Annotated in this window: 15 protein-coding genes; 10 read left to right on the top strand and 5 right to left on the bottom strand. The window is 68.1% G+C overall.

Annotation, left to right across the window (positions count from 1 at the left end; all coding sequences use genetic code 11):
- Positions 1 to 154: 154 nt before the first annotated feature.
- Entirely contained in the window at positions 155 to 784 is a 630-nt protein-coding gene (locus tag BJ987_RS24630) for a hypothetical protein (RefSeq protein ID WP_209894614.1), read from the bottom strand.
- Between the two features lie 264 nt (positions 785 to 1,048).
- On the opposite strand from BJ987_RS24630, the gene BJ987_RS24625 reads away from it, so the two are divergent.
- Complete coding sequence (locus BJ987_RS24625) at positions 1,049 to 1,765, top strand: metal-dependent hydrolase (protein ID WP_209894611.1); 717 nt, start codon at positions 1,049 to 1,051, stop codon at positions 1,763 to 1,765.
- A 608-nt stretch (positions 1,766 to 2,373) separates the two neighbouring features.
- On the opposite strand, the gene BJ987_RS24620 is transcribed toward BJ987_RS24625, so the two are convergent.
- Positions 2,374 to 3,468: a hypothetical protein gene (locus BJ987_RS24620; protein WP_209894608.1), complete on the bottom strand. Its 1,095-nt coding sequence runs from the start codon at positions 3,466 to 3,468 to the stop codon at positions 2,374 to 2,376.
- A gap of 161 nt (positions 3,469 to 3,629) precedes the next feature.
- On the opposite strand from BJ987_RS24620, the gene BJ987_RS24615 reads away from it, so the two are divergent.
- The 3 genes from BJ987_RS24615 to BJ987_RS24605 all read left to right on the top strand — a co-directional run bounded on the left by BJ987_RS24615 (position 3,630) and on the right by BJ987_RS24605 (position 6,037).
- Positions 3,630 to 4,427, top strand: a complete 798-nt coding sequence (locus BJ987_RS24615; protein ID WP_209894605.1) for a HugZ family pyridoxamine 5'-phosphate oxidase — start codon at positions 3,630 to 3,632, stop codon at positions 4,425 to 4,427.
- 187 nt (positions 4,428 to 4,614) lie between these two features.
- Entirely contained in the window at positions 4,615 to 5,121 is a 507-nt protein-coding gene (locus BJ987_RS24610; RefSeq protein WP_209894602.1) for a VOC family protein, read from the top strand.
- A gap of 46 nt (positions 5,122 to 5,167) precedes the next feature.
- On the top strand, positions 5,168 to 6,037 hold the full coding sequence (locus tag BJ987_RS24605; RefSeq protein WP_209894599.1) for an LLM class flavin-dependent oxidoreductase: 870 nt from the start codon (positions 5,168 to 5,170) through the stop codon (positions 6,035 to 6,037).
- Between the two features lie 3 nt (positions 6,038 to 6,040).
- On the opposite strand, the gene BJ987_RS24600 is transcribed toward BJ987_RS24605, so the two are convergent.
- Positions 6,041 to 6,820, bottom strand: a complete 780-nt coding sequence (locus tag BJ987_RS24600; protein WP_372446887.1) for a helix-turn-helix domain-containing protein — start codon at positions 6,818 to 6,820, stop codon at positions 6,041 to 6,043.
- Between the two features lie 179 nt (positions 6,821 to 6,999).
- Between BJ987_RS24600 and xylA the strand changes: the two genes are divergently transcribed.
- The 3 genes from xylA to BJ987_RS24585 are packed head-to-tail and all read left to right on the top strand — an operon-like array spanning position 7,000 to position 10,740.
- Positions 7,000 to 8,181 carry a xylose isomerase gene (xylA, locus tag BJ987_RS24595; protein WP_209894593.1) on the top strand — a complete coding sequence of 394 codons (1,182 nt, stop codon included), beginning with the start codon at positions 7,000 to 7,002 and terminating at the stop codon, positions 8,179 to 8,181.
- A 7-nt stretch (positions 8,182 to 8,188) separates the two neighbouring features.
- On the top strand, positions 8,189 to 9,583 hold the full coding sequence (xylB, locus tag BJ987_RS24590) for a xylulokinase (RefSeq protein WP_209898993.1): 1,395 nt from the start codon (positions 8,189 to 8,191) through the stop codon (positions 9,581 to 9,583).
- Entirely contained in the window at positions 9,580 to 10,740 is a 1,161-nt protein-coding gene (locus BJ987_RS24585; RefSeq protein ID WP_209894590.1) for an ROK family protein, read from the top strand. The genes xylB and BJ987_RS24585 overlap by 4 nt, the downstream gene beginning before the upstream one ends.
- 153 nt (positions 10,741 to 10,893) lie before the next feature.
- Here BJ987_RS24585 and BJ987_RS38070 read toward each other — a convergent pair whose 3' ends face one another.
- A complete protein-coding gene (locus tag BJ987_RS38070; RefSeq protein WP_209894587.1) occupies positions 10,894 to 11,661 on the bottom strand; it encodes a MerR family transcriptional regulator in 768 nt (255 codons plus the stop codon).
- 57 nt (positions 11,662 to 11,718) lie between these two features.
- Between BJ987_RS38070 and BJ987_RS24575 the strand changes: the two genes are divergently transcribed.
- Positions 11,719 to 13,818, top strand: coding sequence for a HEAT repeat domain-containing protein (locus tag BJ987_RS24575; RefSeq protein WP_209894584.1), 2,100 nt, complete (start codon positions 11,719 to 11,721; stop codon positions 13,816 to 13,818).
- Between the two features lie 227 nt (positions 13,819 to 14,045).
- On the opposite strand, the gene BJ987_RS24570 is transcribed toward BJ987_RS24575, so the two are convergent.
- Positions 14,046 to 14,675, bottom strand: a complete 630-nt coding sequence (locus tag BJ987_RS24570; protein ID WP_307869743.1) for a TetR family transcriptional regulator — start codon at positions 14,673 to 14,675, stop codon at positions 14,046 to 14,048.
- Between the two features lie 117 nt (positions 14,676 to 14,792).
- Between BJ987_RS24570 and BJ987_RS24565 the strand changes: the two genes are divergently transcribed.
- Positions 14,793 to 15,581 carry an SDR family oxidoreductase gene (locus BJ987_RS24565; RefSeq protein ID WP_209894580.1) on the top strand — a complete coding sequence of 263 codons (789 nt, stop codon included), beginning with the start codon at positions 14,793 to 14,795 and terminating at the stop codon, positions 15,579 to 15,581.
- 25 nt (positions 15,582 to 15,606) lie between these two features.
- Positions 15,607 to 16,671, top strand: a complete 1,065-nt coding sequence (locus BJ987_RS24560; RefSeq protein ID WP_209894577.1) for an NAD(P)H-dependent amine dehydrogenase family protein — start codon at positions 15,607 to 15,609, stop codon at positions 16,669 to 16,671.
- The last annotated feature ends 32 nt before the right edge of the window (positions 16,672 to 16,703 follow it).

The following is a 16,703-nucleotide window of genomic DNA, read 5'->3' as shown; positions in this document are numbered from 1 at the left end:
CCCGAACCGATAATCAACATTATGTCATGTCGGAGTTATAGGAGCACAACAGCTGAAGTTCGTCGTACTACTGCCCCGAGCGACACCGCTCCCCTGCAAACACCGAACGGGTGCACGGAACTCCGTGCACCCGTTCGGGATTCGATCAGCGAGGTCAGTTGTAGACGGCGCCGAAGGACGGGATCGAGATGGTGCCCAGTTGGTACTGGTAGCCATCGGGATGAGCGTCGGAGACCGGGACCGACCAGCGGTGCCACAGCGAACCATAGACGGCGGCCACGATCATGCCCGGACCGGTGTCCAGGGCACGGGTGCGGATGGTCGTGTCGACCGGGATGTCCTGGTGCTCGATGAGGAGGTCGGTGGCACTGCGCCCGTTGGAGACGTTGTACCAGATCACCTCGAGCTTCGCGCCGGTCTGGTTCGGCGCGATGGTGCCGGGGCCGCCGAAGAAACCGAACCGGAAGCCATCGATGCCCAGCGCGACACCGGACCCGTAAACACCAGGGCCACTACCCCGCCCGATATCGGACTGGGCGGGAATCTGGAACGGCTGAGCCGGCAGAGCCGCCTTCTTGGTGTCGGGCAGCTGCTTCGAGGCGATGAGCCGCTCCACCGCCGCGGTGGCGGCGGGGTTACCGGTGGCAGCTTTTCGCAGCTGCTGAACGGCGGAGGTCCAGTCCACCGTCGGCTCGTCGGCGACAGCGGGAGCGCCGCCACCGAGCACGAGCAGAGCGGCCGCCGCTACTGCGGCGGCGAGACGGATCGAACGCACACGATACATAGCCGAGTTCTCCTGAAGTTGGGGGTATATCACGGAGCAAGGCAAACCGAACGGGACGCACGAATTGCCGAAAGCATGCCAGCAGGGGCGCATTGCCACGGTCCCGACACGCCGGAGGGCGCGGGAACGAATGCCCCGGTCCGCCCGCGATGCCCCCGGGCGTCACAAGTGATCTTGATAACTCGCCCGTATTCCCTTGTGCCACAGTGCCCTTCCCCCATCAGGCGAATTCGTGATGAACGCATGATCAACTAGCGTTGACGGGTGCTTGGACATTCTCATGCGACCAGTGGGGCCTTGGCGTGGTCGGGAGCGGCAGCGTTGCTGCCCGTAACAGTGCTGAGTTATCCCGCCCTGCAAGACGCTACGGGCCATATCGGCACGGTGGAGCTGGTGCTCGGGGTATTTCTGACCGCCGGCGCGGCACTACTCCCCGACGCCGACCACCCGAAGAGCTCCATAGCGCATGTGCTGGGGCCGGTTTCGTACTTCCTGTGCGTCCTGATCAGCAAACTGTCCGGCGGACATCGGCGCGGCACGCACTCGCTGCTGTTCGTGGCCGTCGCGACCTACGCGACGTGGGCCGGCGCGCACTGGATCGGACGGCCGTTCACCCTCGCGCTCGTCTTCTTCTTACTGGCCCTGGCTGTTCGCGCCCTGCACCTCTGCCCGCCCGGTGACAGCTTCCGGACCTACGGCACCGTCATCGTGCTCGCGGTGTCCGGCACCTTCGTCATGGACCACTACATCGCCGACAAACCCGCCTGGCTGCCGTTCTGCGTCGGCCTCGGCTCGCTGACCCATATCCTCGGCGACTGCCTGACCGACCGCGGCTGCCGGCTGTTCTGGCCACTCGACACCCGCGTGCGCTTCCCCATCATCGAGCGCACCGGGAACAAGTTCGAAACCTGGGTGCTCTCACCGCTCTTCGTCCTCGGGACGATGGCAGTCCTGTGGTACTGCATCACCCAGCAGCCCTGACTCCCCCTTTTCGGGCCAGTCCCCTGAGGTCAAAGCTGGTCTTTTTTGCGGAACGTTGGTGCTGTCTGGCGTTGGTGTGTGGGTACTGCATGCATAGATACGCATAGCCCAATTTAGGCATCTAGTTTGAAAGGGCAAGTGCAGGACGCTATCCGGGTCGGACCTGGGCCCCTTGGAGCCTGAATATTCCGGCTGACTTCTCCCCCCGTCCCAACACATCATCTTTGCTCGATCGGCCATGTCGCTGATGCAGCCTCCCTCCCCCGAACAATCCGGACCGATCACAATACGCAGCGAGGGGTCTGACAAGCGCGCCACGACCCCCACTCTCCCCCAGACCTTGACTCGCGGGCGAGTTTCCACCCTTCCTCTCAATGAGGTTTTTGTGAAGGGCCGTTGTGAGCTGTAGGTGGCGGCAGAGTGATGAGACAACCATATAGTTGGATGCGCATATCTACAAACTAGGATGTTTATGACAGCTGTAGTTCTCTGGCAGAGCGGGCTTACTTCGATCGAACTACTACGGTGCGGCGGAGCCCGCAGGACGCGGAGCCACTCCCTTGACTACCGAGAAAGCGTTGCGGCGCAACGCTCTCCCCCACTATTGATCAGAACAGCTGATCAGGATGCGCATCGGCTTCGGCTCGCACGTCATCGGCGAACTGCTCCTCCAGGTCGGCATCGTCGCCCGCGCTGTGGGCGGTGTAGAGCAGCAGGCAGCCGCGGATGCCGTCGAGCAGGTCTTCCAGCAAGTCCAGGGCGGGGCGGACGGGGTCCAGTCGGCTGATCCGGAATTCGGCGAGCAGGGCGGCCCGGGTAGCGCTGTCGACCTCGTATTTTCGTGCCTGCTCCTCTATTTCGGCGACGCGGGCGACGACGGCCCAGGGGGCGGGTACGTGACCTTCGGAGACGGCCATGGCTTCGGCGATGAGGTCGGCGACGACCTCGGTGGGGGTCTCCCCCGCTACCAGTCGTTCCAGGACCATGGTCGGGGTGTCGACTTGGAGGGCTTCGAGTTCGTCGGCCTCCACGACCACTTCGGCGGTCGGGATGCCCGCGAGCTCGCCAGCGACTTCGGCCGCGGCGTAGAGCCAGTGCGCGGCCGCGACCGAGGCCGAGGCGGGGTCGAGTTCGGTGAAGAGTTCCAGGGATCCGAGCGGGTCGGCGCGCAGCAGTTGGTCGGCGGCTTGGACCTGGGCGGGTGAGACGTCGGGGCGGGACAGTTCGACGGCTTGGCGGGCCCGGCCGGAGAGGTCACCGAGTTCGGCGTATTCGATGGCGCGTTGTTCGCGGTCTACTTCGGCGACAATCGTTTCCGTCAGGTGTTCGACGTCGATGCTGTGCAGGGTGCGGCCGACGCGGTGCGCGGATTCGACGACGCCGCTGTAGGAGACGACGAGTCCCTGTTCGGTGGGCAGGTTGGGGTGCCGGATACCGGCTTCGACGTCTTTGAAGTTGCGGCGTTCCTCGGCGCGGCGCCAGGCTTCGCTGTTGGGGACATCGGGGTCGCCGGCGGCGCTGGCGGGGTGGGTGTAGGTGCGCCACTGGAAGCGGGACAGGGTCGTGAGATTCGATGCCAAACCGGTTGCCTGATCCGGACTTATCGAGGGCAGCACGGCCACCGTCTCGGTCAGGTCGCCGCGCCCGGTCGCCCAGATGGCGACGAGGGCGTTGCGGTCGGCGTCGAATGCGTATCGGGTCACGCCGCACAGTGTCGCCCATCGGCTGCTGCCGTGCCTGCGCAATGCGGTCCTTTGGCGTTCGCGCGGCGGCGATTCCATGTCGAGTGGGTGGGTGCGCCGGGGTGCCGGGAGTTCGCGGTGGGAGAATCGGTGGCGGTGTATCCACTGGCTGAAGGACTGAGATGACTCTCGATCATGGTGACCCGGGCGACGCGCCTTCGATTCCGCAGCCGACCGGGCCGGTGGTGAATGCCACACGCCCTTCGGCGGCGGAGGAGGCGAGAACGGTCGCTGCGTCGGGTAATACGGCGACGCTGGCCAGTTTGAGCGAGGACGGCGGGCCGTGGGCGTCGTTTGTCACCTATGGGTTGCTGGCGGGGCAGCCGGTGCTGTGTGTGTCGCGGATGGCCGAGCACGGGCGGAATCTGGCGGCGGATCCGCGGGCGAGCATTTCGGTGGTGGCGCCGGAGATGCCGTCGGATCCGTTGGCGGGTACGCGGATCACGCTGGCCGGTGTGGTGGAGCGGCCCGAGGGTGCGGAGGCGGTGGCGGCGCGGGAGGCGCATTTGGCGGCGGTGCCGGCGGCGAAGTACTACATCGATTACAGCGATTTCGCGCTGTGGGTGTTGCGGGTGCGGCGGGTGCGCTGGGTCGGTGGGTATGGGCGGATGGATTCGGCGAGTGCCGAGCAGTACGCGGCGGCGGAGCCGGATCCGGTGATTCCGGTGGCGGCGCGGGCGGTCGAGCATCTCAATGTCGATCACGCGGATGCGTTGCTGGCGATGGCGCAGCGGCTGGGCGGGTATCCGGATGCCACGGAGGCGGGGTGTGAGCGGGCTGATCGTTATGGTTTGGATCTTCGGGTGGTGACGCCGCGTGGGGTGGCTCGGACTCGGGTGGGGTATGCGGAGCCGATCGATTCGATCGACCAGCTTCGTGCGGCGACAGTCGAATTGGCGCGGCGCTCGCGAAACGGCTGATGTCGGGTAGCGCCGCCTGACTGTGTGGCGGCGTTCGCAGTGGGGTGGGCTGGCGGTCTGCGGCCAATCGGGGCGATCTCTTGACGTGCCCGGGCGGCGGGTGGTTGGTTGAGTGCGTGAAGTTAGAACACGTTGCAGTCTGCGGCTCGGGTGCTGGGGTACCGGGCGATCGGCCCGGGGGTCGCCGATGAGCATTGCGCGGGGTCCTATCTTCCAGCTCTGCTGGGTGGTGCCGGATATCGAGGCGGCGACGCGGGAGTTCAGCGCGCGGTACGGCATCGAGAAGTGGTTGACCATCCCGGACGTGCGCTTCGGCCCGGAGCTGTGCGAGCACCGGGGTGCGCCCGCCGACTACACGATCACCGTGGCGCTGGGGTACGCGGGTGGACAGCAGTTGGAGCTGATCGAGCCCAGGTCGGGGGTGAGCCTGTATTCCGAGCATCTGGAGCAGGCGGGCCCGGGGCTGCATCACGTGGCGTGGGTGCCCGCTGATTTCGAGGCCGCGGTCGCGGAGGCGAAGGCCGCCGGAGCGGAGATCGTGGCGCAGGGGGCGTTCGAGGGGGCCGGAATGGAGTTCGTCTATCTGGCGGGCGGGCCGATCGGCTCCTATGTGGAGTTGATGCGGTTGTCGCCGGAGATGCGGGCGATGTTCGACCGGCTCGTTCCCGAAGGACACCGCAACCCATGGACCTGACTCTGCCCGTCGCGGGCCGACCGCCCCACTATAGAAAGGCTGCACATTGCGATTCACCTATGCCGAGGCGATGACGAACCCGGAGTACTACGTGCCGTTGGCGCAGGCGGCCGAGGCGGCCGGGTATTCCTCGATCACGGTGGCCGACAGCATCGCCTACCCGAAGGAGTCCGACGCCACGTATCCCTATACCCCGGACGGGAATCGGGAGTTCTTGGAGGACAAGCCGTTCATCGAGGCGTTCGTGCTGTCGGCGGCGATTCTGGCTGCCACCACGACGTTGCGGGTGACGCCGTTCGTGGTGAAGCTGCCGATCCGTCCTCCGGTGCTGGTGGCCAAGCAGGCGGCGTCGCTGGCGGCGTTGAGCGGTAACCGGTTCGGGTTCGGTGTGGGTATCAGTCCGTGGCCGGACGACTTCGAGATCCTGGATGTGCCGTTCGAGAAGCGCGGCGCCCGGATGGACGAGTGCATCGATATCGTGCGCGGGCTGTGTGCGGGCGGTTATTTCGAGTATCACGGCGAGTTCTACGATCTGCCGCCGATCAAGATCAACCCGGTGCCCACGGAGCCGCTGCCGATCCTGGTCGGCGGGCACAGCGCGCCGGCGCTGCGGCGGGCCGCTCGTTGCGATGGCTGGATGCACGCCGGCGGTGACGGCGAGGAACTGGACCGGTTGCTGAGCAAGCTGGACACGCTGCGTCAGGAGTATGGGACCCGCAAGGATTTCGAGGTGCACGTGATCTCGCTGGACGGGTTCACCGTGGACGGGGTCAAGCGGCTCGAGGACAAGGGCGTCACCGATGTGATCGTCGGGTTCCGCTCCCCCTATACCCGGGATCAGGACACCGAGTCGCTGGACACCAAGATCGCGCACCTGTCGAAGTTCGCCGAGCGGGTCATCGCGAAGACGTCCTGACAGTCAGGGGTTGAGGGCCGCGCGCGTCGCCTCGTCGGCGGGCAAGAACGATTCGATGGCCAGTTCGGCGACGGTGACGTTCATAGGTGTCCCGAAGACGGTGGTGACGCTGAGGAACGACAGGTCCCGGCCGTCGTGGCGCAGGCGCAGCGGCACCACCACCTGATCGGGTGCGGGCAGGACGAGTTCGGTGTGGCCGCCGGGGTATTCGCGGAGTTCGGCGTGTAGTTCGGCCAGCTCCGGTGACCCGGTGGCTTCGATCTGGCGGGTGAGCCGGGCGAAGATGTGGCCGCGCCATTCGGGCAGGTTGAGGATGCGCGCGGCCAGCCCGTCGGGGTGCAGGGTGAGTCGCAGCGCGTTCACCGGTGGAGTGAGCAGGGCGGGATCGATGCCGGTGAGCAGCAGCGCCACTCCGGCGTTGGCGTCGATCATGGTCCAGGATTGGTCGATGGCCAACGCTGGGTAGGGCTGATGGCCGTCGAGGATTTGGCGGACGGCGGCGCGCACGGGCGCCATTTCCGGGGTGTCGAGGGCGGGTTCGGCGAAGGCGGGCGCGTATCCGGCGGCCAGTAGCAGGCGGTTGCGTTCGCGCAGCGGGACCTGCAGGTGCTCGCACAGGTTGGCCAGCATGGCGCGGCTGGGGGTGGCGCGGCCGGTTTCGAGGAAACTCAGATGGCGGGCGGAGGTGTCGGCGCGGGCCGCCAGTTCGAGTTGGCTCAGGCGGCGTTCGAGCCGCCAGTGCCGGAGCAGGTCACCGGCTGTCAGAGTACGCACGGGGTGCACTCTATGAAGTTCTCCGCCGGGTGGCCATTACCTGCGAGGTAATGCTCCTCGGCGCGATTTCGCGGGCTTCGAACTCCTTTGTTGCGGAAAGGCATTCGTGTCGTCCGGCTGTTGCCACCGCTCCCGGGGTCCCGTACCGTACAACCATTAGTTCAGTCACTAAACTTAATGGGGTCGCCATGCGCCAGCCAACCCGCGCGGACAAGTTCTCCTTCGGCCTGTGGACAGTCGGCTGGCGGGGTGTGGATCCCTTCGGCGAGGCCACCAGGCCCGCACTGGATCCGGTCGAGGCAGTGCACCGGCTGGCGGAGCTCGGGGCGTACGGGATCACCTTCCACGACAACGATCTGTTCCCCATCGACGGGAGCGAGGATCAGCGCCGCGCACACGTCGACCGGCTCGCCGCGGCCCTGCGGGATACCGGCCTGGTCGTACCGATGGTGACCACGAACCTGTTCACCCATCCGGTGTTCAAGGAAGGTGGGCTGACCGCCAACGACCGCGGCATCCGGCGCTACGCCTTGCGCAAAGTACTGCGCAACGTCGAGCTGGCGGCCGAGCTGGGTGCGCGAACCTTCGTCCTGTGGGGCGGACGGGAGGGCTCGGAATACGACAGCGCCAAGGATGTGCGCGCGGCGCTGGACCGGTATCGCGAAAGCTTGAACCTGCTGACCCAATTCGTGCTCGACCGCGGCTACGAGATCCGTTTCGCGCTCGAACCCAAGCCCAATGAGCCGCGCGGCGATATCCTGCTGCCCACGGTGGGGCACGCGCTGGCGTTCATCGCCTCCCTCGAACACGAACAGCTCGTGGGCGTCAATCCCGAAGTGGGACACGAACAGATGGCGGGCCTGAACTTCACCCACGGCATCGCCCAGGCGCTCTGGCACGGCAAACTGTTCCACATCGACCTCAACGGCCAGCGCGGCATCAAATACGACCAGGACCTGGTCTTCGCGCACGGTGACCTGATGAACGCCTTCAGCCTCGTAGACCTGCTCGAGCACGGCGGCCCGGACGGCTCCCCCGCCTACGAGGGGCCGCGGCATTTCGACTACAAACCCAGCCGGACCGAGAACATCGACGGCGTCTGGCAGTCCGCGGCCGCCAATATGCGCAATTACCTGCTGCTCACAGAGCGTGCCCGAGCGTTCCGCGCCGATCCGGAGGTGCAGGAAGCGCTCCACACCGCGGGCGTCACCGAACTGCGGACTCCCACCTTGGCTTCCGGCGAAAGCTATACCGAATTGCTCGCCGACCCGGCGGTCGCCGACTTCGACATCGATAAAGCGAGCGAGCGCGGCTACGGCTTCGTCCGCCTGAACCAGCTCGCGCTGGAACATCTGACCGGTGCGCGGTGAACCGGCCATGACACTGGTCGCGGGCGTCGACTCGTCCACGCAGTCCTGCAAGCTCGTCGTCCTCGACGCGGAGACCGGCGCTCTGGTCCGGCAGGGCCGCGCCGCGCATCCGCCGGGGACCGAAGTCGATCCCGAGGCGTGGTGGCAGGCGTTGTGCGCGGCCATCGACGCGGCGGGCGGTCTCGACGATGTCGCGGCGGTCAGCGTCGCGGGGCAGCAGCACGGCATGGTGGCGCTCGACGAGGACGGGCGGGTGGTCCGGAAAGCGCTGTTGTGGAACGACACTCGATCCGCGGCCGCGGCCACCGCACTCACCCGGGAACTGCCCGCCGAGCAGTGGGCCGAGCGGGTGGGGATCGTGCCGGTGGCTTCGTTCACCGTCAGCAAGTTGCGCTGGTTCGCCGAGCACGAGCCGGCCGACGCCGCCCGCACCGCCGCCGTCTGCCTGCCGCACGACTGGCTCAGCTGGCGTCTGCGCGGTGACCGGGACCCGCGCACGCTGACCACCGACCGGTCCGACGCCTCCGGGACCGGATACTACGACGCGGTCGCCGATCGATACTGCGACGATCTGCTCGAGCTGGCGTTCGGACGGTCGGATGTCCTGTTGCCCAGGGTGCTCGGCGCGGTCGAATCGACTTCCGGCCCGGCCTCGGCGCGGCTCGCCGCCGGCGCCGGGGACAACGCCGCGGCCATGCTGGCGCTGGACGCCGGATCGGACACGGTGATCTCGCTGGGGACTTCGGGAGTGGCGTGCGCCGTCACCGAGCACCGGCCCGCCGATCCGTCCGGGATCGTCGCCGGCTTCGCCGATGCCACCGAGCGTCACCTGGCGCTGGTGTGCACGCTCAACGCCGCACGCGTGCTGGAGGTGACCGCGCGGATGCTGGGGGTCGACCTGAAGCGGCTCAGCGAGCTGGCCCTGTCCGCGCCGCCCGGCGCCGACGGCGTGGTGTTCGTCCCCTATCTCGATGGCGAACGCACACCCGATCTGCCGGATGCCACCGGCGCGCTGCACGGGCTCACCTCCGCCAACACGACCCCGGCCACTGTTGCCCGCGCGGCGGTGGAAGGCATGCTGTGCGGTATCGCGGCCGGGCTCGACGCCCTCACCGCACAAGGCATCAGTACCGGCGGAGTCCGGTTGACCGGCGGGGCCGCGGCCGCATCGGCGGTCCGGCACATCGCGCCGGCGATCTTCGGTGTGCCGGTCGCCGTGCCGCCGACCGCGGACTATGTGGCGATCGGCGCGGCACGCCAAGCCGCCCAAATGTTGAAGGGATCCCAAGAGTTGCCGCGCTGGACCCAACATCTCGGCCCTCTCCGCTGGTACCGGGCTCCGGCCGACACACAGATCCGGGAGCGCTATCACGCCGCCGCCGCGCTTTACCTGACGCGGTGAGCACCGCGACCAATTCCGGTCACCTGCAACAGGTCCGGCTCGGCAATCTGTGCACGGTCCTGCTGAGCGTGGTGGACCGTCCCGGTTCCCGGGCCGAGCTGGCACAGCGCATCGGACTGACCAAGGCCACGGTCGCCAGTCTGATCGAACCGTTGCTCGCACAGCAGATTTTGATCGAGGACGCGGCCACCACCTCGGGACGCGGGCGACCGTCCAAACCGCTGCGCTTCCACCCCGCGGCCCCGATCGCCCTCGGCGCGGAGATCAACGTCGGCTATCTAGCCGTCACCGCGACCGGACTCGACGGCACGGTCCTGTCGGCACGCCACGTCGAGGTCGACAACCGCCGCCGGTCCGCCGAGGACCTCGCCGGTCATTTGATCGAGCTCATCGCCGACGACGAGGCCTCTCGCGGGCGCAGGGTGTTCGGCGCGGGGGTGGCGGTTCCCGGCATCGTTGTCGGCGACACCGTGGTGCGAGCACCGAATGTCCCGGGGTTGACCGGCGCTCGACTGGCCGATCATCTGCGCGCCGGGCTCGGCATCGACCTCATCGAAGTCGACAACGAAGCGAATCTGGCCGCGCTGGCGCATGTGTGGCCGCACAAACTGGCGGGCGACGACTTCCTCTACGTCTCCGGCGATGTCGGAATCGGCGGCGGGCTGGTGACCGGCGGGACGCTCTACCGTGGCGTCAGTGGGTTCGCGGGGGAACTCGGTCATATCACCATCGAGCGCGAGGGACGCCGGTGCCGCTGTGGCAGCACCGGGTGCGTCGAACAGTACGCCGGGCTCGACGCCATTCTCAGTGACGCCGGACAGGACAACCTGCAAGCGCTGACGAGCGCGCTGGCGGACGGCGACCCCGGCGCGCAGGAGGCCGTCGCCCGCGCGGGTTCTGCCCTCGGGGTGGGACTCGCGTCCGTACTCAATATCTGCGATCTGGCCACCGTGGTGTTGGGTGGCTGCTACGCGGAAATCTTCGAGACGCTGGCTCCGGCGCTCGGTACCGAACTCCAGCATCGCACCCTCGCCGCCGGTTCCCGTCCGATCACGGTCATCGCCGCCCCGGTGCGTGGCGACGCGGCAGTGCGGGGCGGAGCCGCGCTGGTGGCCCGGCGCGCATGCACCGAGCCGGAGCGGCTGATGCGGTTGTAGCTGGCTGGAGCGAGCCGACCGCGAAAGCTTCGGAGTTGCACCGATGGGTCGATTGGGATCAGTCTGTCGCGGGTAAACGCAGTCGGACCGGCGGTGGCCGCGCGGTGCGCATCCACGTGGCGTACCGGATCGCGGGTTCGGAGCGTTGGCCATTCAGGTCGGGCGGTAGCCGAGGCGGTGGACGGCGTAGGCGCGGATCGCCGCCGCGAGCCAGGGTGGCAGGTCGGGGTCTTCGGCGCCGACGATGTCGCGTTGCTGTGGCTCGGTTTCGATGAGGTCGGCGAGGGCGTGGTAGGACGCGGGGTCGGCGGGCCAGACGGCGCGGACACCTTCGTAGTGTTCTTCGACGAGGTCGAGGGCTGCGCGGGAGGTGGGGTCGAGGTGGGCGGCGCGGGCGCGGGAGAGGCGGCCGTAGAGTTCGCGGCCCTCGGCTGCCGATCGGTCGTAATCGCTTCTGGTCCAGGTGTTCTGGTCCGCGGCCGTGCGCTCGAGGGTGGTGGCGGCAGGGTCGCCGAAGCGCTGGCGCAGGGTGTCGGCGAGTCGTTGCCGTCCCTCGCTCAAACCCTGGAAGAACTGCTCGTCGGGGAAATGGTTGCGGCCTTCGAGGTCATCGAGGGTGCGTTCGAGGGTGGCGGCGATCCGGTTGAGGCGGTCACGTTCGGCGGTGACGAGCTTCAGGTGACGGCGGAGCGCGGCGGCTTCGTCGTCGCCGGCGAGGATGGTGTCGATCTCCGGCAGTGGTACTTGCAGGTCGCGCAGGAGCAGGATGCGCTGGAGGCGTCGGAGATCGGGGCGGCTGTACCAGCGGTAGCCGTTGGCGGCGACCTCGGCCGGGGTGAGCAGGCCGAGGTCGTCGTAGTGCCGCAGTGTCCGGGCCGAAATCCCCGCCATCTTGGCGACCTGGCTGATCGAGTACCGCACGTGCCGACGATAGTCGGCTTGACCTTCTCGCTACGGAAACTTCTACTCTGCGCCGGTATGAGCAGACTGCGACCGTTTGTGATCGAGGCCGACCGCATCTTCGACGGCAGGACCGTCCACACCGGCACACACCTGCGGGTGGACCGGGGCGTGGTCGCGGCGATCGGTGCGGCGGAGGTGATTCGGCCCGGGGACGAGATCGTCGACGGCGGCGGCGCGACGGTACTGCCCGGTCTCATCGACGCCCACGTGCACCTGGCCCCGGAATGCACCGTGCTCGCCGCTCAATTCGGGGTGACGACCCTGGTCGACCAATTCAGCAAGCCGGACGTTATCGAGGCGGAGCGCGCGGCGGGATCCGGTGACGGACCGGTGCGCGCGGAGTTCGTCACGTCGAGCATCGGCGCGACAGCGCCGGGCGGGCATCCCACGATGGCCTATTCGCCGTTCCCGTACGTGACCGGGCCCGGCGAGGCAGCGCAATTCGTGGCCGCGCGGGTGGCGGAAGGCGCGACACACCTGAAGGTGATCTACGACGACGGGTCCGGATCGATGCTAGAGCTGCCGACCCTGGACGAGGCGACGATTCGGGCTCTGGTCCTCAGCGCGCACGATGCGGGACTGCCGGTCGTCGCTCATGTCGCCACCGCGGCAGCAGCGGTCGTCGTCGCCCGGTGCGGGGTCGATGCGCTCGCGCATGTGCCGTTCGCCCCCATGAGCGCGAGCCAGTTGGACGAGGTGGCCGCGTCGGGTCTCGCCGTCATCGCCACCCTGTCGTTGGCCGACGGATTTCCCGCGCGGGAGGGCGTGCTGCCGCTGCGCGAGAACGCGCTGCTCGACGCCCGGCTGACACCGGCCTGGCGCGGCGTGCTCGACGACCAGGCCCGCGGGTGGCGGCCGCCCACCGGGCCGGACTCGGAGGCGGCCGCCGCCAATGTCTTCGAACTCGCGCGTCGCGGGTGCGAAATCCTCACCGGCACAGACACTCCCAACCCCGGCCTGATATTCGGCGCGAGCGTGCACCGCGAGCTCGAGCACCTGGTGGCCGCCGGTCTGGAACCGGTCGAGGCGCTGCGGGCGGCGACCTCGGCGCCGGCGCGTCTGTTCGGCCTCCGGGATCGCGGGTTCCTCGACATCGGAAGGCGCGCTGACCTTCTCCTTGTGGACGGCAACCCGCTCGAGGTCATCGCCGATACCGCGCGGATACGCCGGACATGGGTCGAAGGGCGCGCCGTGGACCCCACGGATTACGCGGGTAGCGACAGCGAAGCGGCGACCATTACCTGGCTGGCGGAGATCCAGGCGAAAATCATCGCCGCCGTCACCGAGCAGTGGCCGGAGTTCGCCGTGCTGTCGGACCCGGTCGAACGGCTGGGTGATCCTCACATCGACGATGCCCTGCGCGGACTGACGCACCTCGACCGCGATGTGCGTCAGACGGCGGCTCTCGCTCTGGGGACGTCGGCCGACCCGCGCACCGCCCCGGCGCTGTTGACCCGACTGTGGTCGGAACCGGACTTCTTCGTCCGGGAAACGCTGACCTGGGCCGTGATCCGGGTGGCCGATGCGGCCACTCCGCTGGTGCTGGCCGCGCTGGAGCGAACCGGTACCCGCGTGCGAGCGCTCCATGTGCTGAGCAAGATCGCGGACCCGGCCACCCTTGACGCGATCGTGCCGTTCGCCGCCGACCGTGACCCCGAGGTGGCCGCCAAAGCCCGGTGGGCGCTCACCCGTATCGGCGACCGGCGCGCTGTTCCTGTGCTGGCCACGCGGTTGGGTGCCGGGGACGACAGCAGCCGCAACGGACTCACCCGAGATCTCGCGTCCTTCGGCGCAGCCGCCGTACCCGTACTGACGCAGGCGCTGAGCGGTGCCGGATCATCGGCGCGACGCCATGCCGCCGAAATCCTCGGTTTCCTGGGGCCGGACGCCGAAGAGGCCGTGGAGGCACTGGTCGCGGCATTGGAGGACAACGACGATGAGGTTCGACTGTCGGCCGCCATGGCCCTGCGCGAGTTGGGCACACCTGCGGCGCTCGCGGCACTCGCGCGCCACACCGAGGCCCGAGACCCTCGACTGCGCGCGATCGCCAACCACGCGCGGCCGGAAACGGCACCCGGGGCGCGCCGTGCCGCGGATCGCAAGGACCGCCAGTAATGCCGGTGACACGGAGAGGAACGTCCGCGAGACGGCCGCGGCAGGGTCCTGCGGTGGGATGAACTGGACGACCATCCGCCGACGGACGTCGTGACAGACGAACCCGACTCGGCCCTGCGGAATCCGCGTGCGGTGACAGGGGCGGCGAGTGCACCGGCGAGCGTAAAGAACTACCGCACGACGCGTGCGGTGACGGGAGAAGCGAGCGCACCGGCGAGCATGAGGAACTACCGCACGACGCGTGCGGTGACTGGGGCGGCGAGCGCACCGGCGAGCATATCGATGATCTCCCCCCATGCCTCGGCGTCCCCCGCTCGCGCGTCTCCCGCTTCGGCCGAGCGTTCGTGATCGGCCAGGAGCGCGAAAAGCATTGTGGTGAGCGCCCGTAGCCGCCGCACCCGTAAGCGCGGCGGCAGCGCGCTGAGTTCCCGGTCCAGACCCTGCATGATGACGCGCACCGAGGTGCGTCCGGTCCGTTCGAGATTGGCCGCGTCGCTGACCGACGGATGGGCGGGTATCTGCTCGAGGAACCGCGCGTAATGCCGGATGCCGTGCCGCTCACCGAGCTCGAACATCGGCAGCACGAGCGCCTCGAGCAGCCCGTGTACCCCCGGCGGGCGGCCCGAACCCGCTTGTTCGGCAAGCAATTCCAGCCGCCGGACCTCCAAGGTCGCCAGGCGGTACTCGACCACCGCTTCGATGAGCCCGTCACGCGAGCCGAAGTGATATTGGATCGCCGAATTGTTCCGCTGCCCGGCGGCGGCGGCGATATCGCGCAGCGGTACCGCCTGCCCGCGCTCCGCGATCAGACGCTCCGCCGCGACGATGAGGCGTGCTCGCGCTTCTGTCCCTGCCACAAACTGCACGATAGCCGCTCACCAGCCATTAAAGAACTAGTCCTTGACACTTAAGCACTATTTCTTAAAGCTGCTTGTGACCGCGGCCACACGTGGTCATCGCAGAGAGGAACCGCCATGATCCTGGATACCTTCCGGCTGGACGGCCGCGTCGCCATCGTCACCGGCGCGGGCCGCGGCATCGGCGCGGCCACCGCGCTCGCGCTCGCCGAAGCGGGCGCCGACGTCGCCATCTCCGCCCGCACCTCCGAGCAACTCGACGAGGTGGCCGGGAAGATCCGCGCCCTGGGCCGTCGTGCCGTCACCGTCCCGGCCGACCTCTCCGACCTGTCCGCGGTGACCGCCTTCGCCGGTACCGCCGCCGCCGAACTCGGGCGCATCGACATCGTGGTCAACAATGTCGGCGGCACCATGCCCAACACCTTCATGACCACCTCCACCGAGTTTCTCGAGGAGGCCTTCCGCTTCAATGTGTCCACCGCGCACGCCCTCACCCAGGCCGCGGTCCCGCATCTGCTGGAAGCCGGTGGCGGATCGGTCGTCAACATCTCCTCGATGATGGGTCGCACCGCGGGCCGCGGCTTTCTCGCCTACGGCACCGCCAAGGCGGCGCTCGCGCACTGGACCCGGCTCGCCGCCACCGACCTGTCCCCGCGCATTCGCGTCAACGCCATCGCCGTCGGCTCGGTGCTCACCTCCGCGCTGGATGTCGTTGCCCGGCAGCCGGAAATCCGGACCACCATGGAGGCCGCCACTCCCCTGGGCCGACTGGGCGAACCCTGGGAAATCGCCGCGGCCATCGTCTACCTCAGCTCCCGCGCGGGCGGCTACATCACCGGCAAGGTGCTCGAAGTGGATGGCGGCATCGAGCACCCCAACCTCGAACTCGGCCTGCCCGATCTGTGAACCCCTCTCGCACAAAGGAACTGAGATGACCTACCGCGTAATCCAATGGAGCACCGGCAATGTCGGTGCTCGCGCACTGCGCTCCATCATCGCCCGGCCCGAGCTGGAACTCGTCGGCGTCTGGGTGTCGAGCGCGGCCAAAGCGGGTAAGGACGCAGGCGAACTCGCCGGGCTCTCCCGCGAGGTCGGTGTCACCGCCACCACCGACGCCGACGCCCTGCTGGCGCTGCGGCCCGACTGCATCGTCCACACCGCCATGGCCGACGACCGGCTGATGGAGGCCGTCGAAGACTTGAAACGGTTCCTGCGCGCCGGGATCAACGTGGTCTCCAGCAGCCCCGTCTTCCTGCAATACCCGTACGGCACCCTGCCCGACGAAGCCATCGCCCCGATCGTCGAAGCCGCCGAAGAAGGCGGAGCGTCGCTGTGGGTCAACGGCATCGACCCCGGCTGGGCCAACGACTGGCTGCCGCTGCTGCTCTCCAGTGGCTCCGAACGGATCGACCGCGTCATCTGCTCGGAGATCATGGACTACTCCACTTACGACAATCCCAAGGTCGTCTTCGACATCATGGGTTTCGGCAGCGAGCTCGACGAGCTGCCGATGCTGCTGCAGCCCGGTGTCCTCACCCTCGCCTGGGGCAGCGTCATCCGGCAGCTCGCCGCCGCCCTCGACATCGAACTCGATTCCGTCACACAGCATTTCGAGCGACTACCGGCTACCGGCAAGCTGACCGTCGGTGATCGCACCATCGCCCCGGGCACCGCCGCCGCGCTGCGCTTCCAAATCCACGGCATCCGGGGCGGCCGCGAAGTACTGACCCTCGAACACGTCACCCGCCTGCATCCCGACCTCGCGCCCGAATGGCCCCAGCCGGCCGGAAAGGGCTGCTACCGAGTCGAAATCAAGGGTGACCCGGACTATCAGCTCGACCTGCAGCTCTACAGCAACGGCGATCACGCGCTCGCCGGCGTGATCGGCACCGCCGCCCGGCTGGTCAGCGCGGTCCCCGCCGTGGTCGAAGCGCGCCCCGGACTCCTGACCGCGACCGACCTGCCCCTCACCACCGGACGCGGGCTGGTGTCCTGACCGAATCGGTTGCCGGCAATGGCACAGGGCGA

It is taken from the genome of Nocardia goodfellowii (assembly GCF_017875645.1).
Taxonomy (GTDB): Bacteria; Actinomycetota; Actinomycetes; order Mycobacteriales; family Mycobacteriaceae; genus Nocardia; species Nocardia goodfellowii.
Note: the sequence above shows the minus strand (reverse complement) of the source record. Positions and strands in the feature narration are given on the sequence as shown.

Excerpts from the sequence above, each read along its gene's own strand:
- BJ987_RS24630 (WP_209894614.1), bottom strand. The coding sequence starts at position 784 with ATGTATCGTGTGCGTTCGATCCGTCTCGCCGCCGCAGTAGCGGCGGCC.
- BJ987_RS24615 (WP_209894605.1), top strand. The coding sequence starts at position 3,630 with ATGACTCTCGATCATGGTGACCCGGGCGACGCGCCTTCGATTCCGCAG.
- BJ987_RS24610 (WP_209894602.1), top strand. The coding sequence starts at position 4,615 with ATGAGCATTGCGCGGGGTCCTATCTTCCAGCTCTGCTGGGTGGTGCCG.
- xylA (WP_209894593.1), top strand. The coding sequence starts at position 7,000 with ATGCGCCAGCCAACCCGCGCGGACAAGTTCTCCTTCGGCCTGTGGACA.
- xylB (WP_209898993.1), top strand. The coding sequence starts at position 8,189 with ATGACACTGGTCGCGGGCGTCGACTCGTCCACGCAGTCCTGCAAGCTC.
- BJ987_RS24575 (WP_209894584.1), top strand. The coding sequence starts at position 11,719 with ATGAGCAGACTGCGACCGTTTGTGATCGAGGCCGACCGCATCTTCGAC.
- BJ987_RS24565 (WP_209894580.1), top strand. The coding sequence starts at position 14,793 with ATGATCCTGGATACCTTCCGGCTGGACGGCCGCGTCGCCATCGTCACC.
- BJ987_RS24560 (WP_209894577.1), top strand. The coding sequence starts at position 15,607 with ATGACCTACCGCGTAATCCAATGGAGCACCGGCAATGTCGGTGCTCGC.